The 25,062-nt window shown below is 72.4% G+C and carries 23 protein-coding genes and 3 pseudogenes; 15 read left to right on the top strand and 11 right to left on the bottom strand.

The window, feature by feature from the left end; translation table 11 throughout:
• Window positions 1-8: 8 nt before the first annotated feature.
• From ACZ7IF_RS29320 to ACZ7IF_RS29305, 4 genes are all read right to left on the bottom strand, one after another.
• Entirely contained in the window at window positions 9-1,730 is a 1,722-nt protein-coding gene (locus tag ACZ7IF_RS29320) for an urease subunit alpha (RefSeq protein ID WP_470977406.1), read from the bottom strand.
• Window positions 1,723-2,034 (bottom strand): urease subunit beta, encoded by a 312-nt coding sequence (locus ACZ7IF_RS29315; RefSeq protein ID WP_470977403.1) that lies wholly within the window; start codon window positions 2,032-2,034, stop codon window positions 1,723-1,725. The genes ACZ7IF_RS29320 and ACZ7IF_RS29315 overlap by 8 nt, the downstream gene beginning before the upstream one ends.
• A gap of 14 nt (window positions 2,035-2,048) precedes the next feature.
• Window positions 2,049-2,351, bottom strand: a complete 303-nt coding sequence (locus ACZ7IF_RS29310) for an urease subunit gamma (RefSeq protein WP_470977400.1) — start codon at window positions 2,349-2,351, stop codon at window positions 2,049-2,051.
• Window positions 2,352-2,654: 303 nt separating this feature from the next.
• Window positions 2,655-3,104 (bottom strand): ATP-binding protein, encoded by a 450-nt coding sequence (locus ACZ7IF_RS29305; protein ID WP_470977397.1) that lies wholly within the window; start codon window positions 3,102-3,104, stop codon window positions 2,655-2,657.
• Window positions 3,105-3,301: 197 nt separating this feature from the next.
• Between ACZ7IF_RS29305 and ACZ7IF_RS29300 the strand changes: the two genes are divergently transcribed.
• The gene (locus tag ACZ7IF_RS29300; protein WP_470977394.1) at window positions 3,302-4,186 is read left to right on the top strand and encodes a helix-turn-helix domain-containing protein; all 885 of its coding nucleotides are present in this window, start codon (window positions 3,302-3,304) and stop codon (window positions 4,184-4,186) included.
• Window positions 4,187-4,198: 12 nt separating this feature from the next.
• On the top strand, window positions 4,199-4,420 hold the full coding sequence (locus tag ACZ7IF_RS29295) for a DUF397 domain-containing protein (RefSeq protein WP_467893667.1): 222 nt from the start codon (window positions 4,199-4,201) through the stop codon (window positions 4,418-4,420).
• 8 nt (window positions 4,421-4,428) lie between these two features.
• On the opposite strand, the gene ACZ7IF_RS29290 is transcribed toward ACZ7IF_RS29295, so the two are convergent.
• The gene (locus ACZ7IF_RS29290; protein ID WP_470977391.1) at window positions 4,429-5,601 is read right to left on the bottom strand and encodes an 8-amino-7-oxononanoate synthase; all 1,173 of its coding nucleotides are present in this window, start codon (window positions 5,599-5,601) and stop codon (window positions 4,429-4,431) included.
• A gap of 179 nt (window positions 5,602-5,780) precedes the next feature.
• Here ACZ7IF_RS29290 and bioB point away from each other — a divergent pair, with 179 nt between their 5' ends.
• From bioB to bioD, 3 genes are read left to right on the top strand one after another with little or no spacing between them, the layout of a single operon-like run.
• Window positions 5,781-7,019: a biotin synthase BioB gene (gene bioB / locus ACZ7IF_RS29285; RefSeq protein WP_470977388.1), complete on the top strand. Its 1,239-nt coding sequence runs from the start codon at window positions 5,781-5,783 to the stop codon at window positions 7,017-7,019.
• Complete coding sequence (locus tag ACZ7IF_RS29280) at window positions 7,012-8,346, top strand: adenosylmethionine--8-amino-7-oxononanoate transaminase (protein WP_470977385.1); 1,335 nt, start codon at window positions 7,012-7,014, stop codon at window positions 8,344-8,346. The genes bioB and ACZ7IF_RS29280 overlap by 8 nt, the downstream gene beginning before the upstream one ends.
• A 1-nt stretch (window position 8,347) precedes the next feature.
• On the top strand, window positions 8,348-9,064 hold the full coding sequence (bioD, locus tag ACZ7IF_RS29275; RefSeq protein ID WP_470977382.1) for a dethiobiotin synthase: 717 nt from the start codon (window positions 8,348-8,350) through the stop codon (window positions 9,062-9,064).
• A 32-nt stretch (window positions 9,065-9,096) separates the two neighbouring features.
• On the opposite strand, the gene ACZ7IF_RS29270 is transcribed toward bioD, so the two are convergent.
• Window positions 9,097-9,660, bottom strand: a complete 564-nt coding sequence (locus tag ACZ7IF_RS29270) for a hypothetical protein (RefSeq protein WP_470977379.1) — start codon at window positions 9,658-9,660, stop codon at window positions 9,097-9,099.
• Between the two features lie 172 nt (window positions 9,661-9,832).
• On the opposite strand from ACZ7IF_RS29270, the gene ACZ7IF_RS29265 reads away from it, so the two are divergent.
• From ACZ7IF_RS29265 to ACZ7IF_RS29255, 3 genes are all read left to right on the top strand, one after another.
• The gene (locus tag ACZ7IF_RS29265) at window positions 9,833-10,492 is read left to right on the top strand and encodes a class I SAM-dependent methyltransferase (RefSeq protein WP_470977376.1); all 660 of its coding nucleotides are present in this window, start codon (window positions 9,833-9,835) and stop codon (window positions 10,490-10,492) included.
• Between the two features lie 133 nt (window positions 10,493-10,625).
• On the top strand, window positions 10,626-12,023 hold the full coding sequence (locus ACZ7IF_RS29260) for a serine/threonine-protein kinase (RefSeq protein WP_470977373.1): 1,398 nt from the start codon (window positions 10,626-10,628) through the stop codon (window positions 12,021-12,023).
• 81 nt (window positions 12,024-12,104) lie between these two features.
• Window positions 12,105-13,853, top strand: a complete 1,749-nt coding sequence (locus ACZ7IF_RS29255; protein WP_470977370.1) for a serine/threonine-protein kinase — start codon at window positions 12,105-12,107, stop codon at window positions 13,851-13,853.
• Window positions 13,854-13,871: 18 nt separating this feature from the next.
• Here ACZ7IF_RS29255 and ACZ7IF_RS29250 read toward each other — a convergent pair whose 3' ends face one another.
• From ACZ7IF_RS29250 to ACZ7IF_RS29240, 3 genes are all read right to left on the bottom strand, one after another.
• Window positions 13,872-15,029, bottom strand: coding sequence for an NHL repeat-containing protein (locus tag ACZ7IF_RS29250; protein ID WP_470977367.1), 1,158 nt, complete (start codon window positions 15,027-15,029; stop codon window positions 13,872-13,874).
• A 10-nt stretch (window positions 15,030-15,039) separates the two neighbouring features.
• Window positions 15,040-16,104, bottom strand: a complete 1,065-nt coding sequence (locus ACZ7IF_RS29245; protein ID WP_470977364.1) for a gluconolaconase — start codon at window positions 16,102-16,104, stop codon at window positions 15,040-15,042.
• Window positions 16,105-16,502: 398 nt separating this feature from the next.
• A complete protein-coding gene (locus tag ACZ7IF_RS29240) occupies window positions 16,503-16,928 on the bottom strand; it encodes a GNAT family N-acetyltransferase (protein ID WP_470977361.1) in 426 nt (141 codons plus the stop codon).
• Window positions 16,929-17,139: 211 nt separating this feature from the next.
• Between ACZ7IF_RS29240 and ACZ7IF_RS29235 the strand changes: the two genes are divergently transcribed.
• From ACZ7IF_RS29235 to ACZ7IF_RS29210, 6 genes and pseudogenes are all read left to right on the top strand, one after another.
• Complete coding sequence (locus tag ACZ7IF_RS29235) at window positions 17,140-18,480, top strand: hemolysin family protein (protein WP_470977358.1); 1,341 nt, start codon at window positions 17,140-17,142, stop codon at window positions 18,478-18,480.
• Entirely contained in the window at window positions 18,477-19,496 is a 1,020-nt protein-coding gene (locus ACZ7IF_RS29230; RefSeq protein WP_470977355.1) for a hemolysin family protein, read from the top strand. Before ACZ7IF_RS29235 ends, ACZ7IF_RS29230 begins: the two co-directional genes overlap by 4 nt.
• Before the next feature lie 112 nt (window positions 19,497-19,608).
• Window positions 19,609-20,391, top strand: a complete 783-nt coding sequence (locus ACZ7IF_RS29225) for an SGNH/GDSL hydrolase family protein (RefSeq protein ID WP_470977352.1) — start codon at window positions 19,609-19,611, stop codon at window positions 20,389-20,391.
• A gap of 71 nt (window positions 20,392-20,462) precedes the next feature.
• Complete coding sequence (gene purB, locus ACZ7IF_RS29220) at window positions 20,463-21,896, top strand: adenylosuccinate lyase (RefSeq protein WP_470977349.1); 1,434 nt, start codon at window positions 20,463-20,465, stop codon at window positions 21,894-21,896.
• A pseudogene (gene mug, locus ACZ7IF_RS29215) lies at window positions 21,893-22,285 on the top strand (G/U mismatch-specific DNA glycosylase); the annotation flags it as partial. The gene purB and the pseudogene mug, both read left to right, overlap by 4 nt.
• 567 nt (window positions 22,286-22,852) lie before the next feature.
• Window positions 22,853-23,408, top strand: a pseudogene (locus ACZ7IF_RS29210) (DNA-binding protein NsdB); the annotation flags it as partial.
• 500 nt (window positions 23,409-23,908) lie between these two features.
• Here ACZ7IF_RS29210 and ACZ7IF_RS29205 read toward each other — a convergent pair.
• On the bottom strand, window positions 23,909-24,157 hold the full coding sequence (locus ACZ7IF_RS29205; protein WP_470977346.1) for a hypothetical protein: 249 nt from the start codon (window positions 24,155-24,157) through the stop codon (window positions 23,909-23,911).
• 244 nt (window positions 24,158-24,401) lie between these two features.
• On the opposite strand from ACZ7IF_RS29205, the pseudogene ACZ7IF_RS29200 reads away from it, so the two are divergent.
• A pseudogene (locus tag ACZ7IF_RS29200) lies at window positions 24,402-24,575 on the top strand (mismatch-specific DNA-glycosylase); the annotation flags it as partial.
• 13 nt (window positions 24,576-24,588) lie between these two features.
• On the opposite strand, the gene ACZ7IF_RS29195 reads toward ACZ7IF_RS29200, so the two are convergent.
• Window positions 24,589-25,026 carry a hypothetical protein gene (locus ACZ7IF_RS29195; protein ID WP_470977343.1) on the bottom strand — a complete coding sequence of 146 codons (438 nt, stop codon included), beginning with the start codon at window positions 25,024-25,026 and terminating at the stop codon, window positions 24,589-24,591.
• Window positions 25,027-25,062 lie beyond the last annotated feature (36 nt).

Here is a 25,062-nt window from a genome sequence, read left to right as displayed (position 1 = left end):
GGGGCCCATCAGAAGAGGAAGTATCTCTGCGCCATGGGCAGTTCGGCCGCAGGGGCCGGCTCCACCGCCTCACCGTCGATGGTGACGGTGAAGGTGTCGGGGTCGACCTCCACCCTCGGCATGGCGTCGTTGTTGCGCATGTCGGACTTGCCCAGCTTGCGGGTGTTCTCGATGGCCGTGAACCTCTTTCCGAGGCCGAGCCGTTCGGGCAGACCGTCGTCGAGGGCGGCCTGCGCGGTGAAGTTGACCGAGTTCAGGGCGGGGGCCCGGCCGATGCCGCCGAACATCGGGCGGGGCAGGACCGGCTGCGGGGTGGGGATGGAAGCGTTGGCGTCGCCCATCTGCGCGTAGGCGATCTGGCCGCCCTTGACGACGAGCTCCGGCTTGACGCCGAAGAAGGCGGGGGTCCACAGCACGAGGTCGGCAAGCTTGCCCACCTCGACGGAGCCGATCTCCTTGGCGAGGCCCTGGGCCACGGCGGGGTTGATCGTGTACTTGGCGACGTAGCGGCGGGCCCGGTGGTTGTCGGCGGGGCCGTCGCCGGGCAGGAAGCCGCGCCGCCGCTTCATCACGTGGGCGGTCTGCCAGGTGCGCAGCACGACCTCGCCGACGCGGCCCATGGCCTGGGAGTCGGAGGAGATGATGGAGATGGCCCCCAGGTCGTGGAGCACGTCCTCGGCGGCGATGGTGGAGGGCCGGATCCGGGACTCGGCGAAGGCGAGGTCCTCGGGGACGGCCGGGTTGAGGTGGTGGCAGACCATCAGCATGTCGAGGTGTTCCTCGACGGTGTTGAGGGTGTGCGGGCGGGTGGGGTTGGTGGAGCTGGGCAGGACGTTGGGCTCGGAGACCACGGTGATGATGTCGGGTGCGTGCCCGCCGCCCGCGCCCTCGGTGTGGTACGAGTGGATGGTCCGCCCGGCGATGGCCGCGAGGGTGTCGGCGACGAACCCGGCCTCGTTGAGGGTGTCGGTGTGGATGGCGACCTGGGCGCCGGTCTCGTCGGCGACGCTCAGGCAGGCGTCGATGGCGGCGGGGGTCGAGCCCCAGTCCTCGTGGATCTTGAATCCGAGGGCTCCGCCGCGCAGCTGGGAGAGCATGCCCTCGCGGGACATGGTGTTGCCCTTGCCGAGCAGGCCGATGTTGACGGGGTAGGCCTCCAGGGCGGCGAACATCCGGGCGAGGTGCCAGGGTCCGGGGGTGACGGTGGTGGCCTTGGAGCCCTCGGCGGGGCCGGTGCCGCCGCCGACGAGGGTGGTGATGCCGGAGGCGAGGGCCTCGTCGACGACGGTCGGGGAGATGAAGTGCACGTGGGCGTCGACGGCGCCGGCGGTGACGATCTTCCCGTTGCCCGCGATGATCTCGGTTTCGGGGCCGATGACGAGTGCGGGGTCGACGCCGTCCATGGTGTCGGGGTTGCCGGCCTTGCCTATGCCGCAGATGCGGCCGCCGGCGATGCCGATGTCGGCCTTGACGATGCCCCAGTGGTCGAGGATGACCACGCCGGTGATCACCGTGTCGGGGGCGCCCTCGGCACGGGTGGTCCGGGCCTGTCCCATGGACTCGCGGATGACCTTGCCTCCGCCGAAGACGGCCTCGTCGCCGGAGTTGCCGGGTCCGCCGCTGAGGTCCCGTTCGATCTCGACGAAGAGGGCGGTGTCGGCGAGCCGGATCCGGTCACCGGCGGTCGGCCCGAAGAGGTCGGTGTAGGCCTGGCGGGAGAGTTCAGCCATCGAGCGGCCCTCCGGTCTCGCCGCGCAGTCCGGGCACGGTGCGCAGTCCGCCGAGCGGTACGAGTTCCACGGCGACGGGGATGCCCGGCTCGAAGCGGACGGCGGTGCCGGCGGCGATGTTCAGGCGCCGGCCGCGCGCGGCCCGCCGGTCGAAGTCGAGGCCGGGGTTGGCCTCGGCGAAGTGGTAGTGGGACCCGACCTGTACGGGCCGGTCGGCCGCGTTGAGGACGGTGAGGCGGGTGACCGGGCGGCCTTCGTTGAGGCGCACCGGACCCTCCCCGTGGACGATCTCGCCGGGGATCATGCTGCGGCTCCCCCTCAGACGATCGGGTCGTGGACGGTGACGAGCTTGGTGCCGTCGGGGAAGGTCGCCTCGACCTGGACGTCGTGGATCATCTCGGGGATGCCCTCCATGACCTCCGCCCGGGTGAGCACGGTGCGGCCGGACGCCATCAGCTCGGCCACGGTCCGCCCGTCCCGGGCCCCTTCGAGGAGGTGCGAGGTGATCAGGGCGACGGACTCGGGGTGGTTCAGGAGCACTCCGCGCGCCCTGCGCTTCTCGGCCACGTCGGCGGCCACATGGATCAGGAGTCTCTCTTGTTCATGTGGTGTCAATTGCACCTGTATCACCAAGCTTCCGGGACATGGTCGTCGTCGCGCCGGGATGTGACCGTACCGGCCGTCAACACTTTGTTGACCTGCGCTTATCCGTGCCAAGCGTCTCTTGCCCAACACAGGACGAGGCTTTCCGTCCCGATCACCGCCGCTTTACCGGAGCGTGGGTGATCATTGGCGGAAGAGCGAGGACCATACCGTAGGGCCCGTACTTTTCCGCCGAGTTAACCCACGTTTCGGGAAGGCACTCGGTTCAGTTCCGCCCCGGTCCCGGCGGGGCGGTTCGTATACGGCCCTCGGCCGGGGGGTTCAACAGCCCCTGAGGGTGCGCGCGGAGGCGCCGGCGGGCCAGGGCAGGGCGATCCACACGGTCTTGCCGCCGTCCTCGGTGGGGCTGACCGAGAGCCGGCCGCCGGCCTCGGCCGCGAGCCAGCGGATGATGACCATCCCGCGGCCGTTGTCCTGCTGGACGGCGGCGGGGAGCCGCTTGGGCCAGCGCGGGTGACTGTCCGTCACTCCGACGCGCAGCCATTCCTCGCGTTCGAGGCGGACGTCGACGGTGAAGGTGGGCGACTGGCCGAAGGTGTGCTGCACGGAGTTGGTCGCGAGCTCCGAGACGATGAGCCGGACGGTGTCCGCGGTGCCCGCGTCCTCGGGCAGTCCCCAGTCGCTCAGTACCTGCGCCACGTAGCGGCGGGCGGCGGCCACCGACACCGGATCGCTCGGCAGAGTGACGGATGCTTCCAGCTGATCTGCCATGGCGACGTCCCTTTCCCACCGGGACGGAGCCGCCCCGGATCTACGCTGAGCGCCAGAGTGCCACCCATCGTGCCGCCGTTTCCGCCGTTCCCCCAAGATATGCATATATCTGTCGCTCAATGCGGTGAACTCTGCTACGGAAGAGCGTATTTGGACGGCAGACTGGTGCGAGGTGTGCCGGTGGAAGGAGAGCGGGTATGCAGCACGGTCCCGCGGTACGTCGGCGCAAACTCGGTGAGGAGCTGCGCGCCCTGCGCGACCGCTCCGGTCTCACCAGCGGCGAGGTGGCCCGCATCGTCGGCTGGCACCAGTCGAAGGTCAGCCGGATCGAGACGGGCCGCAGCGGTGTGAAGACGGAGGACATCCGGCTGCTGCTGGACGCCTACGGGGACGTGGTGAGCGCCCAGCAGCGCGCCCTGCTGGAGGCGCTCGGGGCCTCGGCGGCCGGCCCGGCGGCGAGCGGGGACGAGGCGCGCGGACGGCAGTGGTGGCACGACTACCGGGGCCTGCTCCCGCAGGAGTACCGGGACTTCATCAGCCTGGAGGCCGGGGCCCGGGCGGCGCGGACCGTCGAGCTGTCGGTGGTGCCGGGGCTGCTGCAGACCCCGGACTACGCGCGGGCCGTGACCCGGGCCGCGCTGGGCGGGCTGCCGGAGCCGAAGGTGGACGCGCTGGTGGACGTACGGCTGGCCCGGCAGGCGGTGCTGCGGTCCGATCCGCCGCTGGAGCTGAGCGCCGTGCTGGACGAGGCGGTGCTGCGCCGGCAGATCGGCGGGCCGGGGGTGATGGAGGAGCAGCTGAGGCATCTGGTGGAGGTGGCGCGGCTGCCCCAAGTGCGCCTCCAGGTGCTGCCGTTCACCGTGGGGGGCCATCTCGGCCTGACCGGACCGTTCGTAATTTTCTCATTTCCGAACATCGCCGATCTGGATGTGGTGGTGCTCGACCATTTGACGAGTAGCCTCTATCTGGAGCGGAAGGAAGACCTAGAGGCCTACAGCGCCGCGTTCCGCACCATCCAGGCGCACGCCCTCCCGCCCCGTGACTCGTCGGATCTCATCAGCTCTATCGCTGACGACGCGTAAGGAGGCACCCCCGTGTCCGCAACCCCCTTATCCACCAGCGGACTTCTGAACAGCGCGCGGTGGCGGCGGAGCAGCCGCAGCACCGGAATGAACAACTGCGTGGAAGCGGCCGCCCTGACCGGCGGCCTGCTGGCCGTCCGCGATTCCAAGCGGACGGACGGCCCGGCCGTGCTCTTCACCGGGCCGGCCTGGGACGGCTTCCTCGCCTCCGTAAGGGCGGACGTGCACGCGTGACGTGACGCCTAGCGGTCCGTGGCTCCGGCCGGAGCGGTCCCGAGGACCGTGCCGACGGCCCGGCTGATCTCGTCCCCCGTGAGATCCGCCCGAGCCGTCAGCCGCAGCCGGGAGATGCCGTCCGGCACCGACGGCGGACGGAAGCACCCCACGGACAGACCTGCCTCGCGGCAGTCGGCGGCCCAGCGCAGTGCCGCCGAAGCCGACGGGGCCCGAACCGACACCACGGCCGCGTCCGGCCGGGCCGCGGTCAGGCCGGACGCGGTGAGCCGCCCGTACAGCTCTGCGGCGACCTCCCGGACCCGGGCCGCGCGCTCCGGTTCCCGGCCCAGCAGGCGCAGGCTCGCCAGCGCCGCACCGGCGGCGGCCGGGGCCAGCCCGGTGTCGAAGATGAAGGCACGGGCCGTGTTGACCAGGTGCCGGATGACCTTGGCCGGCCCCAGCACCGCGCCGCCCTGGCTGCCCAGCGACTTCGAGAGGGTCATCGTGGCGACCACCCCCGGCGCGCCCGCGAGCCCGGCGGCGTGCAGCGCGCCGCGGCCGCCCTCGCCCAGCACCCCCAGCCCGTGCGCGTCGTCCACGACCAGCGCGGCGCCCTCGGCCCGGCAGGCGGCGTGGTGGTCCGCGAGCGGAGCGGCGTCCCCGTCGACGGAGAACACCGAGTCGGTCACCAGCAGGGCGCGGCCCTCGTGCCCGGCCAGGGTCTTGCGGGCCGTCTCCGGATCGCCGTGCGGGGTGACCGCCACCTCGGCCCGTGAGAGCCGGCAGCCGTCGACGATCGAGGCGTGGTTCGCGGCGTCGGAGACCACGAGCGTGCCCCGGCCGCTGAGCGCGGTCACGGCGGCCAGGTTCGCGGCATATCCGGACGAAAGCACCAGAGCGGCCTCGAAGCCCGCGAACGCGGCGAGCTCCCGCTCCAGTTCGGCGTGGAGTTCGGTCGAGCCCGTGACCAGGCGCGACCCGGTGGCGCCGGCACCCCAGCGCTCGGCCGCCTCGCAGGCACCGCGCACGGTCTCCGGGTGCCGGGACAGGCCCAGGTAGTCGTTGCTCGCCAGGTCCAGCAGGGGCGAGGAGGCGGGCCTCGGACGCAGGGTCCGCACCAGCCCCGCCTGCTCGCGGACGCGCTCCGCGCCGTCGATCCAGGCGAAGACGTCCTCGGGTTGCGGGGTGTGCTGGGTCATCGGCGGTCCTCGCGTCGCGTCTCGCGATGTGTCTCGCGTTTTGTCGGCAGTCGACAGATCTGCTCGACCCTATCCGCCGTGACCCGAGGGACTGGTGTGGCGATCCACACACTCCCTTCCGGCCATGTTGTCCGATCTCTCCTTGGCCGGGAGTGGTCGCGTGGGACAGGATCGGGCGCATGGACCTGCTGAACACCCTGGTGGAAAAGGGACTGCGGCGCGAGCTGCCGACCCGCGAAGAGGCGCTCGCCGTACTGGCGACCTCCGACGACGAACTGCTCGACGTGGTGGCCGCGGCCGGCAAGGTGCGCCGCCAGTGGTTCGGGCGCCGCGTCAAGCTGAACTACCTGGTCAACCTGAAGTCGGGGCTCTGCCCCGAGGACTGCTCGTACTGCTCCCAGCGCCTGGGGTCGAAGGCCGAGATCCTCAAGTACACGTGGCTGAAGCCCGAGGAGGCCTCCCAGGCCGCCGCGGCCGGCGTCGCCGGCGGCGCCAAGCGGGTCTGCCTCGTGGCCAGCGGACGCGGTCCGACCGACCGCGACGTGGCCCGCGTCGGCGAGACGATCGCCGCCATCAAGGAGCAGAACGAGGGCGTCGAGGTCTGCGCCTGTCTGGGCCTGCTCGCCGAGGGCCAGGCCGAGAAGCTCCGCGAGGCGGGTGCGGACGCCTACAACCACAACCTGAACACCTCCGAGGCCACGTACGGCCAGATCACCAAGACGCACACCTACGCGGACCGCGTCGACACGGTGCAGAAGGCGCACGCGGCGGGCCTGTCGGCCTGCTCCGGCCTGATCGCCGGCATGGGCGAGAGCGACGAGGACCTGGTCGACGTCGTCTACTCGCTGCGCGAGCTGGACTCGGACTCCGTCCCGGTCAACTTCCTGATCCCCTTCGAGGGCACCCCGCTGGCCAAGGAGTGGAACCTCACCCCGCAGCGCTGCCTGCGGATCCTCTCGATGGTCCGCTTCGTCTGCCCCGACGTGGAGGTCCGGATCGCCGGCGGACGCGAGGTCCACCTGCGCTCGATGCAGCCGCTCGCGCTGCACATCGCCAACTCCATCTTCCTCGGCGACTACCTCACCAGTGAGGGCCAGGCCGGCCAGACCGACCTCGACATGATCGCGGACGCCGGTTTCGAGGTGGAGGGCGCCGGTACGACCACCCTTCCCGCGCACCGCGCCGACGCCGCGGCCGCCGCCCCCGCGGCCGGCATGTGCGGGTCCTCGGCCGGCTCCGGCGGCTGCGGGCCGGCGGCCGACGCGGAGACCCCCGGCTGCGGCTCGGCCTGCGGCGGCTGCTCCGGACACGCCCCGGAAGCGCCGGTGCCCGCCCAGGCGGAGGCCGGAGAGGTGCGTCCGGACCTGGTGGCGGTACGCCGCCGCGGCGCGGGGACGGACATCGCCCCCAATGCGTGACCAGTTCCCGCTGCACGACCCGCTCGACCCCTCGTCTGACACGGCGGACCTGCTCGCCCTGGACCGGCAGCACGTCTGGCACCCGTACGGACCGATGCCCGGGCGGCAGGAGACCCTGGTGGTCTCCTCCGCCTCGGGGGTCCGGCTGCGGCTCGCCTCCCCCGCGCAGGGACGGGAGGAGCTGGTCGACGGCATGTCCTCCTGGTGGTCGGCGATCCACGGCTACAACCACCCGGTGCTGAACGAGGCCGCGACCTCGCAGCTGGGCCGGATGTCGCACGTGATGTTCGGCGGGCTCACCCACGAGCCCGCCGTCCGGCTGGCCGCCCGGCTGGTGGAGATCACCCCCGCCGGTCTGGAGCACGTCTTCCTCTCCGACTCCGGGTCGGTGTCCGTCGAGGTCGCCGTCAAGATGTGCCTGCAGTACTGGCGTTCGCTGGGCCGCACGGGCAAGACCCGGCTGCTGACCTGGCGCGGCGGCTACCACGGCGACACCTGGCAGCCGATGGCCGTGTGCGACCCCGACGGCGGCATGCACGAGCTGTGGCAGGGCCACCTGCCCCGGCAGGTCTTCGCCGACGCCCCGCCCGGGGACTTCGACACCCCCGTGGACCCGGCGTACACGGCCCACCTGCGCTCGCTGGTCGCCGCGCACGCCGACGAGCTGGCCGCGGTGATCGTGGAGCCGGTGGTGCAGGGCGCGGGCGGCATGCGCTTCCACCACCCGGGCTACCTGCGGGTGCTGCGCGAGCTGTGCGACGAGTACGGGGTCCTGCTGATCCTGGACGAGATCGCGACGGGCTTCGGCCGCACGGGCGCGCTCTTCGCCGCCGACCACGCGGGCATCACCCCGGACGTCATGTGCCTGGGCAAGTCCCTGACCGGCGGCTACCTCACGCTCGCGGCCACCCTGTGCACCGAACGGGTCGCCGACGGGATCTCGCAGGGCGAGGTGCCCGTGCTGGCGCACGGTCCGACCTTCATGGGCAACCCGCTCGCCACGGCGGTGGCCCTGGCCTCCGTCGACCTGCTGCTCGGCCAGGACTGGGCGGGTAAGGTCAAGCGGATCGAGGCGGGCCTGCGCGAAGGCCTCGCCGAGGCCCGCGCCGTACCCGGGGTCAAGGACGTGCGCGTGCTGGGCGCCATCGGCGTGGTCCAGCTCGACCACCCGGTCGACGTGTGGGCGGCCACCCGGGCGGCGGTCCGGGAGGGCGTCTGGCTGCGCCCGTTCCGCGACCTGATCTACACCATGCCCCCGTTCGTCACCGGCGACGCCGATGTGGCCCGGATCTGCCGCGCGGCCGTCGCAGCGGCGCAGGAAGGCTGACATGTCCGTAGTCGTCGTGTCCGGTACCGGCACGGAGATCGGCAAGACGGTGGTCACCGCGGCCATCGCGACGGCCGCCCTGGCCGCCGGGCGTTCGGTGGCGGTGCTCAAGCCCGCCCAGACCGGGGTCGGCCCGGACGAGCCCGGGGACGCCGCCGAGGTCGTGCGGCTCGCCGGCCCGGCCGTGACCGCGCTGGAACTGGCCCGCTACCCCGAGCCCCTGGCCCCGGACACCGCCGCGCGGCGCTCCGGGCTGGCGACGCTGACCCCGGCCGGGATCGCGGAGGCGGCCGCGCGGCTGGCCGCCGATCACGACCTGGTGCTCGTGGAGGGCGCGGGCGGGCTGCTCGTGCGCTTCGACGAGGACGGCCACACCCTGGCGGACGCGGCGCGGCTGATGGCGGCGCCGGTGCTGGTGGTGGCCCCCGCGGGGCTGGGCACGCTGAACACCACCGACCTGACGGCGGAGGCGCTCGCTGCCCGGTCCGTCAGGGCGCTCGGGGTGGTGGTCGGCAGCTGGCCCGCCGCTCCCGACCTGGCCTCCCGGTGCAACCTCGCCGACCTCCCGAAGTCCGGGCTCCCGCTGCTGGGGGCCGTGCCGGAGGGGGCCGGAGGGCTGGAGCCCGCCGCCTTCCGCGCGGCCGCGCCGGGGTGGCTGGGGGCCCCGCTGGACGGCACCTGGTCGGCGGAGTCCTTCCTCGCCGAGTGGCCCGCCTGACGTGAAGCGGCGGCGGGGAGCCGGCGGCGGGATCAGTGGCCCCCCGCCGGCTCCTTGCAGCCGCCTTCCAGGTACACCCCGTGCGCCTCGACCCGGGCGGGGTCCGCGGCCCGCCCCGATACGCAGGGGCCGGTGCCGGGGAGCATCAGCGCGAAGCCGGGGCCCTGGGCGGCGTTCCCCTCGTACACGTCACCGCTGCCGACGGGGTAGCCCAGGCCGCGCAGCAGCGCGGTCAGTCCGGCGGGGTCGGCCGCGGGTGCCGCGGCCAGCTTCGCCCTGATCCGGGCCGCGTGGGCCTCACCGCGGCAGCGGGCGGCGGGGCTCAGCTCCGTCTGCTGCCGGTACGCGTGGTTCTCGGCGTACTTGCGCGCCTCGGGATCCGTCGGCATGCCCCCGGCGGCGGGCGGCGCGGGCGAGGCGGCGGCGGTGGCGCAGCGGGCGGCGACCTCCGCGAGGAACGCGGCGTTCGGATCGGCCGGGGGCGCCTCGGCACGGGGCGCCGGCGCCGGGGCCGAGTCGCAGCCGGACAGCAGGAACGCCGCGGCGGCGAGCAGCGCGGCGGCCGCGCCCCGGACGGGGGCCGTACGGGATGTCAAGGTTGCGCTCTCCTCGTGTGCGCGGCCCCAAGTGCGGTGGCCGGAGTGCCGATTATCGCCTCCGCCGCTCGGGCGGAGGCGGTTTCGGGACGGGCCCGGGTGGGGAACAGCCCCGAAGGGCACGCGCAGCCGTGTCGTCCGTCCGCCGCCCGTCCGCGCCCGGAGGCCCGCCATGCCCAGCCCCGTCCCCGATCCGGTCCACCACCCGTACTTCGCCCGGTTCTACGCCCGTGCCAGCACCGCCGCCGAGACCCGCGCCGGTATCGGCGCCCTGCGCCGGGAGCTCCTGGAGGGGGTGTCCGGACGGGTCGTCGAGATCGGCGCGGGCAACGGTCTGAACTTCGCGTACTACCCCGCCGCCGTCTCCGAGGTCGTCGCCATCGAGCCGGAGCGCACCCTGCGCCGGCTCGCCGCGGCGGCCGCGCTGCGCGCCGAGGTGCCGGTGGACCTCGTACCGGGTGTCGCCGAGGCGCTCCCGGTCAAGAGCGAGGCCTTCGACGTCGCGGTCGCCTCGCTGGTGCTGTGCACCGTACGCAACCTGCCGCGCGCCCTCGCCGAACTGCACCGGGTGCTCCGCCCGGGCGCCGAGCTGCGGTTCCTGGAACACGGGCTGGCCCCCGGCCCGGGGATGGCCGCCGTCCAGCGGGCGCTCGACCGGACGGTGTGGCCCCGCCTGTTCGGCGGCTGCCACACGGCGCGCGACCCGCTCGCCGCGATCGAGGCGGCCGGCTTCCGGATCGCCTCGCACCGCTCCTTCCGTCTGCCCGAGCGCGGCCCGGCGCTGCCCACCTCGTACTGCGTCATCGGCTCGGCCCGCCGCCTGGACGACTGAACCGCCGGGTCCGTTCCCGTACCCCTTCCGGCGGACTGGCAGTCAGAGGTGCCCGGCAGGCACCACAATCGAGCCGGGGCCGCGCGGTCCGGCGCGGCCCGGGACCGTGTCAGGAGTGGAGCGGAGGGGGAGCGTGGCACACGAGGCGCAGCCGGGACAGCTGGTCAACCACCGTTACCGGCTGGTCCGGATCCTCGGGTCCGGGGGAATGGGCCGGGTGTGGAAGGCACACGACGTGCAGCTCGACACCGATGTGGCGGTGAAGGAGCTGGTGCTGCCCTCCGGCCTGTCGGGCGCGGACGCGTCGGACGTTGTGCAGCGGGCCCTGCGGGAGGCCCGCAACACGGCCAGACTGCGCCACCACCCGAACGTCGTGACGGTCCACGACGTCGTCCTCGTGGGCAGGGTGCCGTGGATCGTCATGGAGCTCGTCAGCGGCGCGACGCTGCAGGAACGGCTGCGGGTGCGGGGCCGGCTGCCGGTGGAGGACGTGGCGGAGGTGGCCTCGGCGCTGCTGAAGGCCCTCGGAGCGGCTCACGGGGAGGGCATCGTCCACCGCGACATCAAACCGGCCAACGTGATGCTGGCCGACGACGGCCGGATCCTCCTCGCCGACTTCGGGATCGCCCTCAACGAGGCCGAGGACGGCCTGACCAGAACGGGTGTGGTCATCGGTTCGATGCCGTACCTTTCGCCCGAGCGCGCGCGGGGCGAGAAGGGCGGTGCCCCGAGTGACCTGTTCTCCCTGGGGACGACCCTGTACGAGGCCGTCGAGGGCGTGTCGCCGTTCCGCAGGGAGAACCAGGTCGGCTCGCAGTACGCGGTCGTGAACGACCCGGCCCCGCCCCCGCGGCACGCGGGCCGCCTGGCGGCGCTGATCACGGGGCTGTTGGAGAAGGACCCGGCCGCGCGCCTGACGGCGGCGCGGGCGATGGAACTGCTCGCGCCGCCGTCTCCGGAGCCGGCCCCGTCCGAGCCGCCCGCCCCCAGGGCGTCGCCGGGGGAGCCCGCCGCGCCGGCGCTTTCGTTCCTCATGGGCCGTCGGGCCGCCGCGGAGCCCGTACGCCGGCGGGCCGGGTCGGCGCCCCCCGGCCGCGCGGACGGCCCGACCCGGCGGGCGGCGGCGCCACCGCCGCGCAACACCGCGCGCCGCGCGGCCCTCTCCGCCGTCGCGGCCCTCGTGGTCGTCGGCACCGTGTTCGCCGGCCACCGGTGGACGCAGAGCCAGTACTACGTGGGCGCCAACGACGGGCACGTCGCGGTGTACCGGGGCATCAGCCAGAAGCTGGCCTCCATGGACCTGTCGGAGGTGGAGACCGATCACCCCGAGATCGAGCTGCAGTACCTGCCGTCGCACCGTCGCCGGCAGGTCGAGTCGACGATCGTGGCGACCAGCCTGGAGGACGCCCGGGCGCGCGCGGCCGAACTCGCCCTCCAGGCCTCCGCCTGTGCGAAGAACGCCGGACAGAACGGGGAGGACTCCGTCCTCTCGGAGGAGGAGCAGGCCCTCACGGCCCAATGCGGCACGTGACCGCCCCGGTCGGGGGCGGCCGTCGGCGGCCGGCAGGTCCGTTACGATCTTGAACTCGTGCGGATCGAGGGGGACATGCCAATGACTGGGTCGGACCGGGCACCGGTGGACGGAAGCGGAACGGGCACGCTGCGGCCGCTGGCACCGGGGGATCCGCGGGAGATCTCCGGGTACCGGCTCCTCGCGCGGGTCGGCGAGGGCGGGATGGGCACCGTCTACCTCTCCCGCACCCGCGGCGACCAGCCCGTCGCGCTGAAGATGATCCGCCGCGAGTACGCCAACGACCCCGGCTTCCGCGGACGCTTCGAGCAGGAGGTGCGGTCGGCGCAGCAGGTGCGCGGATACCACCTCGTACCCGTGGTGGACCACGACACCCGGGGCGACCGGCCCTGGCTGGCCAGCGCCTACGTGCCGGGCCTGCCGCTGGACGAGGCCCTGGACGCCTACGGGCCGCTGCCGCTGACCGCCGCCCTCCAGGTGGTGGCGTGCGTGGCGCGGGCCCTGGAGGCGGTCCACGCGGCGGGGATCGTCCACCGGGACCTGAAGCCGGGGAACATCATGCTGGCGGCGGACGGGCCGTGGGTGATCGACTTCGGGATCGCGCGGGCCGCCGAGTCCACCCGCCTCACCAGCACCGGCGGGTTCGTCGGGACGCCCCAGTTCATGTCGCCCGAGCAGGGCACGGGCGGGGACGTCACGCCGGCGAGCGACGTGTTCGCGCTGGGCCTGATCGCCGCCGTGGCCGCGACCGGACGCCACCCGTACGGCGAGGGCGGGGCGCTGACCGTGGCGACGCAGATCGCCAACACGGCCGTGCGTCCGCCGGACCTTTCCGGATACCCGGACTGGCTGCGGCCGCTGCTGGAGGGCGCGCTCGCCGCGGATCCGGCCGAACGCCCCGCTCCGGGCCGGCTGGTGGAGCTGTGCGAGCGGCTGGCGGGACGCGCCACCGCCGAGGTCGAGGACTGGCTGCCCGAGCCCTGGGCCGGCGCCGTCGCGGTGCGGCGGGCGGAGCTCGACCGCGTCCCGGCGGCGGGCCCGGCGGGTCCGGCGCCCGGGTACGCCCCGACGTACGTACCCACGCAGGCGGGCGGGCCGTCGGTGCACGCCGCGCCGACACAGGCCCCGCCCGTACCGCCGGTCCCGCCGGTCCCGCCCGCCGCTGCCCCGGTGGCGTCCGCCCCGCAGGGGAACCGGACGCGGCTGCTCGGCGCGGCCGTCGCGGCGGTGCTGGTGGTCGGCGGGGGTATCGCGTGGGCCAGCTCCGGCGGGGAGGAGGGCGACGGAGGCGGCACCGGCGCCCGGCCCCGGCAGTCGGCGGCAACCGAGCAGCAGCCGTCCGGCGGTCAGCAGCCCTCGGGCGTCCCGTCCCAGCAGAAGCCGTCCCAGCCGAAGCCTTCCCAGCCCCCCGTGTACGAGCTGGTGTTCAAGGACAAGCCCCTGCTCTTCGGGTCGCCCGGGGGCTCGGTCGTCACGGTCGACCTGGACACCCCGAAGGTGGTGCCGAACGGCGATGTCGTCGACAAGAAGGCCGAGTTCTACTACATCCTCCAGAACATGACCTTCCGCCGCGCCATGGCGAAGTCGCCGGGCACCACGCCCGAGGTCTGCCGCCAGGCGGTGGACACCACCCCCCTGCCGGCCGAGCTCTCCAACACCTCCCTCATCGAGAAGGAGGCCATCGTCAAGGGCGACGTGCTGTGCTCGGTGACCTCCGAGAACAACCTGGCCATGCTCCAGATCACCGACGTCAGGCCGACGGGCCACAGCGCGGACCCGCCCGCCTACGCCGGGAACCTCACCCTCTGGAAGCAGCCCGCCCAGCCCTAGGGGGTGCCCTGCGGACGGCTACGGGGCGACCTTGCCGATGCCTCCCGGGGCCTGCGCGGCGCGCCGGTCGATCTGCCACAGCTGGCCCTCGCGGTTGGTGACGTAGATCCAGCCGCCCTCCAGCGCGAGTCCCTCGCACGTGCCCAGGCCCGAGGCCACCACCCGGTGCGCGCCGTCGGCGAGGGTGATCTCGTGGAGGAGGCCGTTCGCGTGGTCGATGGTGTACGCCCGGCCGGCGCCGTCGAGTTCCACGCGGATGGTCCGCGCCCCGGCGGGGAGGGTGGCCACGACGCGCTGGGCGCCGTCGGCCAGGTCGATCTCGTACAGCTTGGCGCCGTTGTCCTTCTGGCCGACGTACGCCTTGCCCCTGCCGTCCAGGGCCACTCCGGCGATGCCCTGCCCGAGGCCGGTGGCGATCGTGGTCTTCCGCCCGTCCGGCAGGTCGACGGCGATCAGCTGCCCGTCGGTCCAGTTGGTGACGTAGGCCCTGCTCGCCGCCGCGCCGAGCGCGACGCCGTAGGCTCCCCGCACGTCGGCGATCTTGCGGGAGGTGCCGTCGGACAGGTTCACCGCGAGCAGTCGCCCGCCGGCCCAGTCCGTGGTGTAGGCGGTGCCCTGCCCGTCGAGCTCCACGTCGCCGATGTCGCCCAGGGCGCTCGCGACCACGCGCTGGGCGCCGGTGCCGGGCTTCACCTCCGACAGCCTCAGGCCGCCCCGGTCGGCGACGTACACCGTGCCGTTCGCCGGGTCGGCCGCCACGCCTTCGGAGACGCCCAGCCCCGTCGCGACCAGGGTGTGGCTCCGCTTGTTGGCGATGAGCTTCGACAGGTCCTCCAGCTTGGGCATGTCCTCGTCGCTGATGCTCACCTTCGGCGGCCCGAACGCCTTGGTGGTGGACGAGGCCATCGTGGAGGCCGATCCGGGGTCTTCGGTGACCTGGCGCTGCGCGGCGGCCGCGGCCCGGGTGCTCTCGAAGAGCGGCCCGAGGAAGCCCATGACGTCGAACGCCCCGTGTGCGGTCTGGCGTACGAGCCACGGGTCGCGCTCGCTCTCCAGCCGGCGCACCTCTTCCGAGACGCTCCCCGCTCCCGGGGCGTCCTCGCCGAGCTTCCGGCCGGCCTGGTCGGCGGAACCGGCCTGGTCCCCGCCGTTGTCGAAGATGTTCTTGAAGGACATGGTCTCTCCCCTAGAGCGGCTGCGGCTGCGTCTGGTAGTCGAGTACTTCCGGCTGGAACACCCGGTGTTCCCCGGCACGGACCGCGACCCTTTCGGCCGTCCCCTTCTGCATGAACCGCTTTCCCTCGTCGGCGAGGTCGAAGCGGCTGGAATCGAGAGCGGCCTCGCCGAGCTTCCACGCGAGGACCTTGGAGTACCTCGGCTCGGCGCCCTGCTTGGCCGTCTCCCTGACCTCGACCGGCTCGGGGTAGTGCAGGGCGACCCAGCCGCCGAAGGTGACGGGGAACTCGTAGTCGAACTGGCGGACCTCGCGCCGGGTCGTGGCCATGACGTCGGCCCGGCTGCTGATCTGGAAGCTCATCGTCGACACGTGCTTCCATTCGGTGGTCAGCGAACCGCTCACGGAGCCGGTGATCCCGAGCGCGAGCTCGCCCCACAGTTCCCCGGTGCCGGTGACGGAACTGGTGGCGGTGGTGTTGCTCGTCGCCTCCGTCTGCGTCTCCGTGTTGACGCCCTGGTTGTCCTTGCTGTTGAGCAGGGTGGTCTTCTGGTACTGCTTCATCTCCATGCTCTTCGCCAGCTGCTGCTGGAGCGCTGCGATGGACTTCGCCCCGAAGGTGAGCTTCACCTCCCCCTGGAGCGACCAGCTGATCGTGTTCGAGATCGTGAACTCGACGGTGTCCGTCACGGTGATCACGATCGGGTCGGTGCCGTTGACGTACGTCTGCTTGGACACCATGTCGGGCGGCGGCTGCTGGATGTCGGCACGCTCCTCGATGACGGGTACGCCGACGTTCATGAAGGCGCGCCAGCCGCGCTCCTGCGCCGTCTGCTCGTCCGCGGGGAACGTGCCGTAGCGCTCCTTGTTCAGGGAGAACCCGATGGGGTCGAGCGGCTCGCCCCCTCCCTGGCGGTTCCGCCTGAACGCGCCGCGGCGCAGATTGCGCTCCAGGATGCCGGCGGCCCTGGCGGCGATGTCCAGCTCCTGCTGGTTCTTCGTGGTCAGCGGGTGCCGCATGAACACGTCGTTGATGTAGGCCGTGCCCACGTCGTTCCTGACGCTGCCTTGCCCCATACCCTTTTCCCCTCCCGGTGTGGCTGATCGGTTACGCTACGCAACCGATGGAGGGTCGGCAGCGCCCAGAAGTCGCCACCGGGTGACAACCGGACAGATGCCGCTGACCAGGCACTTGATCATGGCCGGGCGGGGCGCGCACCGGGGCCGGGCGGCCGTCCCGGGTGCGGCTTTGCATGATCCACTGAGGCCGGGGGTCCCGGACGCGGCGCGGCGGCGGGCGGCCCCGGCGGGTCCGCCGCGTGTCCGGATCCATGGGCCCGGGGCCGACTCGGCGTAGCCGGGGCACCGGTTCCGGCTCGAATTGACCCCGGCCGTGCGTTCGAAGGACGGGAGCGGGGTCCCCGCCCGCGACCGGAGCCGGGGCGTTGACCCGTAGCGGTCCGGGCGGCTGCGGATCAGCCCGCGAGCGGCTTGACCCAGCGGGTCCAGATCTCCTCGGGCCCATAGCCGGCCGCCCGCCACGCCCCGTGCGCCCGCTCGTTCCCGTCGAGCACCATCGCGTCGGCGCGCCTGCCGCCCAGCGCCGCGAACCGCTCCTCGGCGGCCGCCAGCAGCGCGGAGCCGATCCCCCGGCGGCGCTGGTCCGGGTGCACGGCGAGCCGGTACAGATGACAGCGCCAGCCGTCGAAGCCCGCGATCACGGTGCCGACGAGCTCGCCGTCGCGCCGGGCGAGCAGCAGGGCCCCGGGGTCGCGTGCGTGCAGCCGCTCGACGCCGGCCAGGTCGTCGCTGATGCTCGCGCCCTTGGCGGCGTCCTTCCAGAAGTCCAGTACGGCGGGCAGGTCCGGGGCCGAAGCGGGAGCGATGTGAAGATCGTTCATTCCGGGATCCCACCACCAGCGCCCGCTCTCCCAAAAGGGCGAGCCATCACCTTTGCCTTTCCTTTACCATGTGGTGAACGGTTTCCCCGATCCACGACGAAAGGTGTGAGCGTCCGCCCATGGGCGAGCCTCCCAGTCCCCGACATCCCGGTGCGCGACATCGCGCGGCCCCCCGCCTCCTGACCGATCATGGGACGGAGGTGAACGACCGATGACCGAGGTACTCCTGCTCCTCGCGGCGCTGCTGCTCTGTCTTGCCTGCGGAGTGTTCGTCGCGGCCGAGTTCTCGCTGACGACCGTCGAGCGCAGCGAGCTCGAACGGGCCGTCGAGCGGGGCGAGCGCGGAGCGGACAGCGCCCTGGCCGCGGTCCGCAGCCTCACCTTCCAGCTGTCCGGCGCCCAGCTCGGCATCACCGTGACCGGCCTGGTCATCGGCATGATCTCCAAGCCCTCGATCGCGGCCCTGCTCACGGGCCCGTTCCAGGACATGGGCCTGCCGGCCGGCGCCGCGTCCTCCACCGCCCTGGTCCTCGGCACCGTCCTCTCGACGGTGGTCCTGATGGTCGTCGGCGAACTGGTCCCCAAGAACTGGGCGATCTCCTCGCCGCTGGCGATCGCCAAGCGCGTGGCGACCATGCAGCGGGTCTTCTCGCGGGCGTTCAAGCCGCTGATCAGCCACCTGAACACCACCGCCAACCACATGGTCCGGCGCTTGGGCATGGAGCCCGCCGAGGAACTGGCCTCCGCCCGCAGCCCGCAGGAGCTGGTGGCCCTGGCCCGGCACTCCGCCAAGGCCGGCGCGCTGGAGAAGGACACCGCCGAGCTGTTCGTGCGGACCCTGAACCTCGCCGACCTGATCGCGGAGAACGTGATGACCCCGCGCGTCCAGGTCACGGCCCTCGACGTGCACACCACCGCCGAGGACGTGGCCAACGCGACCATGGCCACCGGGCTGTCGCGCTTCCCCGTCTACCGGGGCAGCCTCGACACCGTGGTCGGCATCGTCCACATCAAGGACGTACTGGCCCTGCCCGCCGCCGAGCGGCACCGCCATCCGGTGTCGCGGCTGCTGCGCGAGCCGCTCCTCGTACCGGAGTCGCTGACCGTGGACCGGCTGCTGGACCGGCTGTCCGGCAAGCAGACGATGGCCGTGGTGATCGACGAGTACGGCGGCACGGCCGGAGTGGCCACGCTGGAGGACATCGTCGAGGAGGTCGTCGGCGAGGTGCGCGACGAGCACGACCCGCACGAGACCTCCGACCTGGCCCCGGCCGGCACGGACGAGGCGGGCCGCACCCTGTACTCGGCCGACGGCGCCGCGCGCACCGATCAGCTCCGGCGGATCGGGCTGCGGGTGCCCGAGGGCCCGTACGAGACCCTGGCCGGGCTGATAGCGACCGAGCTGGGCCGGATCCCGGCCGTCGGCGACCGGCTGGAGCTGGACGGCTGGCGCCTGGACGTGGTCGACGCCAGCGGGCGCCGGGCCGCCCGCGTGCTCCTGCACGAGCCGGCCGGACCCGTCGGCGGCGAGACCGCGGAGGAGACCCGATGACCGCGGTCCAGCTGCTGATCGGCCTGGCGACGCTGGTCGTCAACGCCTTCTTCGTCGGCGCGGAGTTCGCGCTGATCTCGGTCCGGCGCAGCCAGATCGAGCCGTACGCCGAGCAGGACGACCGCCGGGCCCGCGCGGTCCTGTGGGGCCTGGAGCACGTGTCGGCCCTGATGGCGGCGGCGCAGCTCGGCATCACCCTGTGCACCCTGGTGCTCGGCGTGGTGGCCGAGCCGGCCATCGCACACCTGCTGAGCCCGCTGCTCGACGCGGTCGGGGTGCCGTCGGGAGTGACGCACGCGATCTCCTTCGTGGTCGCGCTGGCGCTGGCCACGTACCTGCACATGCTGTTCGGCGAGATGGTGCCGAAGAACGTGGCACTGGCCGAGCCGGTGCGCACCGCGCTGGCGCTGGGGCCGCCGCTGGTCGCCCTGACCCGGGGGCTGAAGCCGGTGATCTTCGCGGTGAACGCCTTCGCCAACGCCCTGCTGCGGCTGCTGCGGGTGGACGTGAAGGGCGAGGTCGCGGCGACGTTCTCGGACGACGAGCTGGCCCGGATCGTCAAGGACTCCAGTGACGCGGGGCTCATCGACGACCGGGCGAGCGAGCGGCTGCACGACGCCCTCGAACTGGGCCGGCGCCCCGTCGCCGATGTGGTGCTCCCCGTGCACCGGGTCGTCACGGCCCGGCAGGGCATCACCGCGGCCGCTCTGGAGGCCCTGTCCGCCGAGTCGGGGTACTCCCGCTTCCCGGTGGTCGACGCCCGGCAGCGGATCCTGGGGTACCTGCACGTCAAGGACGCCCTGGACGTGGTGGAACGGGACGAGCCCTTCCCCCGGTCCGCGCTGCGCCCGATCGCGCAGGTGCGTGCGGAGACCCCGCTGGACGACGTGCTGACCGCCATGCGGCGCAGCCGCACGCACCTGGCGGCGGTCCTCGGGGCGGACGGGGCGCTGGCGGGACTGGTGACCATGGAGGACGTGCTGCGCGAGCTGTTCGGCCGGCCCGCCTCCGCCTAGGAGGGGCCCGGAAGCGGCGCCCGGGGCGGATGCCCGGGAAGGACGCCTGGGAAGGACGCCTGGGAAGGACGCCTGGGAAGGAAGCCGTACCGCGCGGTAGCATCGCTCCGCCATGGAGATGAATGCGTCGTACACCAGTTTCGTCGCGGTCGGCGACTCCTTCACCGAGGGGATGTCCGACCTGCTGCCGGACGGCTCCTACCGGGGCTGGGCCGACCTGCTGGCCACCCGGCTCGCCGCGCGCGAGCCGGGCTTCCGCTACGCGAACCTGGCGGTGCGCGGCAAGCTGATCGGCCAGATCGCCGAGGAACAGGCACCGGCCGCCGCCGCGATGGGCGCGGACGTGGTCACCCTGGTCGGCGGGCTCAACGACGCGCTGCGCCCCAAGGTGGACATGGGGCGGGTCCGGGCGCACCTGGAAGGCGCGGCGGAACTCCTCGCGCCGTCCTGCAAGCACCTGGTGCTGATGCGCTCGCCCGGCCGCAACGGCCCGGTGATGGAACGCTTCCGGCCGCGCATGGAGGAGCTCTTCGGCATCCTCGAAGAGCTCGCCGCGCGGCACGGGGCGCTGCTGGTGGACCTGTACGGGGCGCCCGTGCTCGGGGACCCTCGGCTGTGGGACGTCGACCGGCTGCACCTGACCCCGGAGGGGCACCGCAGGGTGGCCGAGGCCGTCTGGCAGACTCTGGGGCTGCCCGCCGAGGAGGACTGGCGGGCGCCGCTGCCGGCCGCGGCCGTGCCGGGCTGGCCCGTGCGCCGGACCGAGGACCTGCGTTTCGCCCGGCGGCACCTGCTCCCCTGGATCGGGCGGCGGCTGACGGGCCGCTCCTCGGGGGACGGCCGCCCCGCGAAGCGTCCGGAGCTGCTGCCGTACGGGAACCCGCCGCTCTCGTAGCAACCCACAATCCCAAGGGCTGCCCCTACCTGCGTAAACGCACAGCCGCGGCCCAAGTAGAATCCCTACACGTGACTGCCAAGCCCCGCATCCCCAATGTCCTGGCCGGCCGCTACGCCTCCGCGGAGCTCGCCGTCCTGTGGTCCCCCGAGTACAAGGTCACGCTGGAGCGGCGGCTGTGGCTCGCCGTGCTGCGCGCCCAGAAGGACCTCGGCATCGAGGTCCCCGACGCCGCCCTCGCCGACTACGAGCGCGTCCTGGAGACCGTCGACCTCCCCTCCATCGCCGAGCGCGAGAAGGTCACCCGGCACGACGTGAAGGCCCGGATCGAGGAGTTCAACGCCCTCGCCGGCCACGAGCACGTCCACAAGGGCATGACCTCCCGCGACCTCACCGAGAACGTCGAGCAGCTCCAGATCCGGCTCTCGCTGGAGCTCGTGCGCGACCGCACGGTCGCCGTCCTGGCCCGCCTCGGCAAGCTCGCCGGCGAGCACGCCGAGCTGGTCATGGCCGGCCGCTCCCACAACGTGGCCGCGCAGGCCACCACGCTGGGCAAGCGCTTCGCGACCGCCGCCGACGAGCTGCTCGTCGCCTACGACCGCCTGGAGAACCTCCTCCAGCGCTACCCGCTGCGCGGGATCAAGGGCCCGGTCGGCACCGCCCAGGACATGCTCGACCTGCTGGGCGGCGACGCCGCCAAGCTGGCCGACCTCGAGCAGCGGATCGCCGCCCACCTCGGCTTCGCCCAGGCGTTCACCTCGGTCGGCCAGGTCTACCCGCGCTCCCTGGACTACGACGTGGTCTCGGCCCTCGTCCAGCTGGCCGCGGCCCCCTCCTCGATCGCGAAGACGATCCGCCTGATGGCCGGCCACGAGCTGGTCACCGAGGGCTTCAAGCCCGGCCAGGTCGGCTCCTCCGCGATGCCGCACAAGATGAACACCCGCTCCTGCGAGCGCGTGAACGGCCTCATGGTCATCCTGCGCGGCTACGCCTCGATGACGGCCGAGCTGGCCGGCGACCAGTGGAACGAGGGCGACGTCTCCTGCTCCGTCGTCCGCCGGGTGGCCCTGCCCGACGCGTTCTTCGCCTTCGACGGCCTGCTGGAGACCTTCCTGACGGTCCTCGACGAGTTCGGCGCCTTCCCGGCCGTCGTGGCCCGCGAGCTGGACCGCTACCTGCCCTTCCTCGCCACCACCAAGGTGCTGATGGGCGCGGTGCGGGCCGGTGTGGGCCGCGAGGCCGCGCACGAGGTCATCAAGGAGCACGCCGTGGCCTCCGCCCTGGCCATGCGCGAGCAGGGCGCCGAGCGCAACGAGCTGCTGGACAAGCTGGCGGCCGACGAGCGGATGCCGCTGGACCGTGCGCAGCTGGACGCCCTCATGGCCGACAAGCTCTCCTTCACGGGCGCCGCGGGTGACCAGGTCGCCGCCGTGGTCTCGCGGATCGAGGCCATCGCCAAGGAGCACCCGGAGGCCGCCGGTTACGCTCCGGGGTCGATCCTCTGACCCCCGACGAGCTCGAAGCCGCCCGCGGCCGCGTCCTCCCGGACGTGGTCGCGGGCGGTCTGCGTGTGCTCTTCTGCGGAATCAATCCGGGTCTCCTCTCCGCCGCGACGGGCCACCCCTTCGCCCGTCCCGGCAATCGCTTCTGGCCGGTCCTGCACCTGTCGGGCTTCACCCCCCGCAGGCTCGCCCCCGACGAGCAGGAGGAGCTGCTGTCCTACCGCCTGGGCATCACCAACGTCGTCGCCCGGGCCACCGCCCGCGCCGACGAGCTGAGCGCCGAGGAGTTCCGTGAGGGCGGCCGGATCCTGACGGCGAAGGTGGAACGGCTGCGCCCCCAGTGGCTGGCCGTGGTCGGCGTCACCGCCTACCGCACCGCTTTCGCAAGCCGTAGTGACTATCAGGTGATGCGGGCAGTCTGCCTAGCCGCCTGACCTGGCCGGATACACCGGAAAGCCCCTACCAGGATGGTGAGGCATCGCGCCGGCCGCTGGCGCTCAGCGGGACGGACACGGACGGGAACGTTCAACCGCTCTGCCGTCCGCGCCACCGACTCAAGACGCGTGACGATTTCGGGGCTGGTGATCCGTGCTGACACCGCCTCGTACGAACGGGCCCTGCTATCGGGTAGTCCACCAAGCGGTTCCCGTCCCCAACGCTGTGGTTACCAGAGTGACCACCCATGAGGGAATGCGCTCAATGGTCAGATGCAGCCCGCCGAAGCGAACTTCGATCTGCGGCGATGCAGTCGGCAAGCGGCGACTAGTCACGATTCCTCCTGAGGTCAGCTGCCTCAAACCTCGCGCACACCGCTCGTGACGAACCATCGTGCGTGCCCTGGCGAAGCCTGGCGAATAGTCGCTGGACATCTGGCGGGGGGGACTGTCAACTCAGCCGAGAACCTGGGGGCTTGACGTGGGGAAAGGCCCAAACGCCAGCTTTTGAAGGACCTGTTCGGCCTACTGGCAGCAGTATTCACCGAGCGGCTCGGTCGTGTCGTGACCAACGAGGACCTCGGGCTTGTACGGCAGCGGCGCACCACACGACGGCAGCCGGACGGGGATCGGCAGAACCCCGACGGAATGCCGTGGGCGCCCGAACGCACAGCCGCGGCCCCTCACCGAATTCACGGGAATGGACCTCATGCTCAACCGTCGCGGTCTGATGGGCGCGGGTGCCGCGCTCACCGCCGGCTCCGCCCTCAGCAATTCCATGTATGACTGGCTCCACACCGACCCCGCCCTCGCCAAGGAGGCGCAGCACTTCGGGGACGCCTTCCAGGCCGACCCGGCGGGCTTCGACCGCTACGAGGCCGCCCCGATCGGCTCGCAGGAGATCGAGGCACTTGAACGCTCGGTCGAGGTGTTCCGTGCCTGGAACGCCTCCAGAGGCGGGGGACTCCAGCGCAAGGCCGTCGTGGGCCAGCTCAACGAGGTGGGCGGGATGCTCGCCTACTACCACCCCAACCACCTCCAGCGCCGGCTGTGGGTGGCGGCCAACCTGGCGGTGCTCGCGGAAGGGCAGGAATCACGGTCAGCGCCGACTCAGTCACGGTTCGCAAGCCGTAGCAAGTCGCATGTGACGCATGCCGTCGGCCTAGCCGCCTGACCAGGACCGCAGCAACAAAATGCCCCCACCTGGAAGGTGAGGGCATCACGCCGGCCATCTTGCCCACAGCCGCTCGCCCTCGGCGGGACGGACACGGACGGGAACGTTCAACCGCTCTGCCATCTGTACCACAAGGCGAAGACCCGGACCGACTTCGGACACTTCACCACGCCGTTCTGACGCACTCGCGCATGCGGCTGAATGCCCCTATACATCCGCAGGGTCAACCCAGGTATGTGTCGCCTAAGGGCTGTCCCGTAATCCCCGGTGGATCAGCGCACGGCGTCGGATGCGGTGCATCGCAAGGCGGAGGGGCGCCCCCATACTGGGCGTATTCGGGCGTTCCGACAACGCAGCGAGGTGCCGTAGCCGGCGTCGTGCGCCCGCCGGGGATTACGGGACAGCCCTTAGAGCGGATTGTCTGACCTCCTAAGGTCGATGACATTGCCATCCAAATTGTGGAAGGTGATCAGGGCCTTGTCTTTGAGGTTGTTCACCTCGGCGGTGGAGCAGGACCCGCCCTGGTCAGGGATGGGCGTCACATCGTGGGAGGTGATCAGGGCCTGGTCACCGTCGGCCGCGTGTGCTGTGGCGGGGAGGGTGATCGCCATCGCCGCCAGGGCGAGAACTGTGAGAGTACGTCGGGCGTTGGCCATGTCGTAGCAACGATCATTGGCCCGCGCCGGTTACGAGGGGGTCGCCCTAAGGCCGCCCCGTTGGCGGAACTGCCGCCGTACTCAGCCCTAGTGACTGGTCCGGGACTGCTTACTGATCGTATCCACGCCTCCGGAAGAGAGGTGATCCCTCATGCCCCGAAAGCCCCGCCCCGCGCCCTGTCCCGTACCCCGAGCTGACCCGCGCCTGCGGACGCTGGAGGGTGCATCACCGTCAGTGCCGATTCGGTCATGGTTCGGTGAGAGGAAGGCCGTGATCGGCCCCCAGGACCGCACCATCGGCGCCACCCGGATCTGGGCCCTGCCCAACCCCAGCGGACTGAACGCCCACTGGACCGCCGAGTCCATGGCCGAGGAGTACGCCCGCCTGCGCCTGGCCGCGAGCTCCGACGGCCCCTGAGGCCCGCCGCCGGCTACGGCGGGTCGACCACGGTGACCCCTGCCGTCAGCATGAAGGGGAACTCCTTGTCCCATTGGGTCACGCAGACCACCAGCCACCGGTCCCCGACCCGCCACAGGTGCACATGGTCAGTGGTGTTGCACAGCTCGTTCCACGGTGCCGGTATCTCCTCCCCGTCGAACCCCCGGTCCATCAGCGATGCCAGGGCGAAGACCTGCGGCGGCCCCCACCGGTCGGTGACGGCCTGGGTGAGCGCTGCGTACTCGGCGCTGATCTGCTCCTCGGCCTCCTGCCGGCCGGAGCCGTCGTCGTCCCAGAAATCCCGGGTCCGGCTGAGCTGGACCAGGTGGTGACCCGGGCCCGTGCTCCGTTCGCCGGACACGGCCGGCTCGGACGGGAAGCCCTCCGCCCTGAGCCGGTCGATCGTGTCGAGATGCTCTGCCGTGGTCATGCCGTCAGTATCCCGGGGGCCACTGACAACTGGCCG

The organism is Streptomyces sp. NPDC037421 (assembly GCF_055602105.1).
This window is presented reverse-complemented; position numbering and strand designations above follow the sequence as displayed.

Coding starts and splice junctions, on each gene's coding strand:
- ACZ7IF_RS29290 (WP_470977391.1), bottom strand. CDS start 5,601: ATGACCCAGCACACCCCGCAACCCGAGGACGTCTTCGCCTGGATCGAC.
- ACZ7IF_RS29315 (WP_470977403.1), bottom strand. CDS start 2,034: ATGATCCCCGGCGAGATCGTCCACGGGGAGGGTCCGGTGCGCCTCAAC.
- ACZ7IF_RS29255 (WP_470977370.1), top strand. CDS start 12,105: ATGACTGGGTCGGACCGGGCACCGGTGGACGGAAGCGGAACGGGCACG.
- ACZ7IF_RS29225 (WP_470977352.1), top strand. CDS start 19,609: ATGGAGATGAATGCGTCGTACACCAGTTTCGTCGCGGTCGGCGACTCC.
- ACZ7IF_RS29230 (WP_470977355.1), top strand. CDS start 18,477: ATGACCGCGGTCCAGCTGCTGATCGGCCTGGCGACGCTGGTCGTCAAC.
- ACZ7IF_RS29195 (WP_470977343.1), bottom strand. CDS start 25,026: ATGACCACGGCAGAGCATCTCGACACGATCGACCGGCTCAGGGCGGAG.
- ACZ7IF_RS29240 (WP_470977361.1), bottom strand. CDS start 16,928: ATGAACGATCTTCACATCGCTCCCGCTTCGGCCCCGGACCTGCCCGCC.
- ACZ7IF_RS29205 (WP_470977346.1), bottom strand. CDS start 24,157: ATGGCCAACGCCCGACGTACTCTCACAGTTCTCGCCCTGGCGGCGATG.
- ACZ7IF_RS29250 (WP_470977367.1), bottom strand. CDS start 15,029: ATGTCCTTCAAGAACATCTTCGACAACGGCGGGGACCAGGCCGGTTCC.
- bioB (WP_470977388.1), top strand. CDS start 5,781: ATGGACCTGCTGAACACCCTGGTGGAAAAGGGACTGCGGCGCGAGCTG.
- ACZ7IF_RS29280 (WP_470977385.1), top strand. CDS start 7,012: ATGCGTGACCAGTTCCCGCTGCACGACCCGCTCGACCCCTCGTCTGAC.
- ACZ7IF_RS29305 (WP_470977397.1), bottom strand. CDS start 3,104: ATGGCAGATCAGCTGGAAGCATCCGTCACTCTGCCGAGCGATCCGGTG.
- ACZ7IF_RS29300 (WP_470977394.1), top strand. CDS start 3,302: ATGCAGCACGGTCCCGCGGTACGTCGGCGCAAACTCGGTGAGGAGCTG.
- ACZ7IF_RS29235 (WP_470977358.1), top strand. CDS start 17,140: ATGACCGAGGTACTCCTGCTCCTCGCGGCGCTGCTGCTCTGTCTTGCC.
- bioD (WP_470977382.1), top strand. CDS start 8,348: ATGTCCGTAGTCGTCGTGTCCGGTACCGGCACGGAGATCGGCAAGACG.
- ACZ7IF_RS29265 (WP_470977376.1), top strand. CDS start 9,833: ATGCCCAGCCCCGTCCCCGATCCGGTCCACCACCCGTACTTCGCCCGG.
- ACZ7IF_RS29245 (WP_470977364.1), bottom strand. CDS start 16,104: ATGGGGCAAGGCAGCGTCAGGAACGACGTGGGCACGGCCTACATCAAC.
- ACZ7IF_RS29320 (WP_470977406.1), bottom strand. CDS start 1,730: ATGGCTGAACTCTCCCGCCAGGCCTACACCGACCTCTTCGGGCCGACC.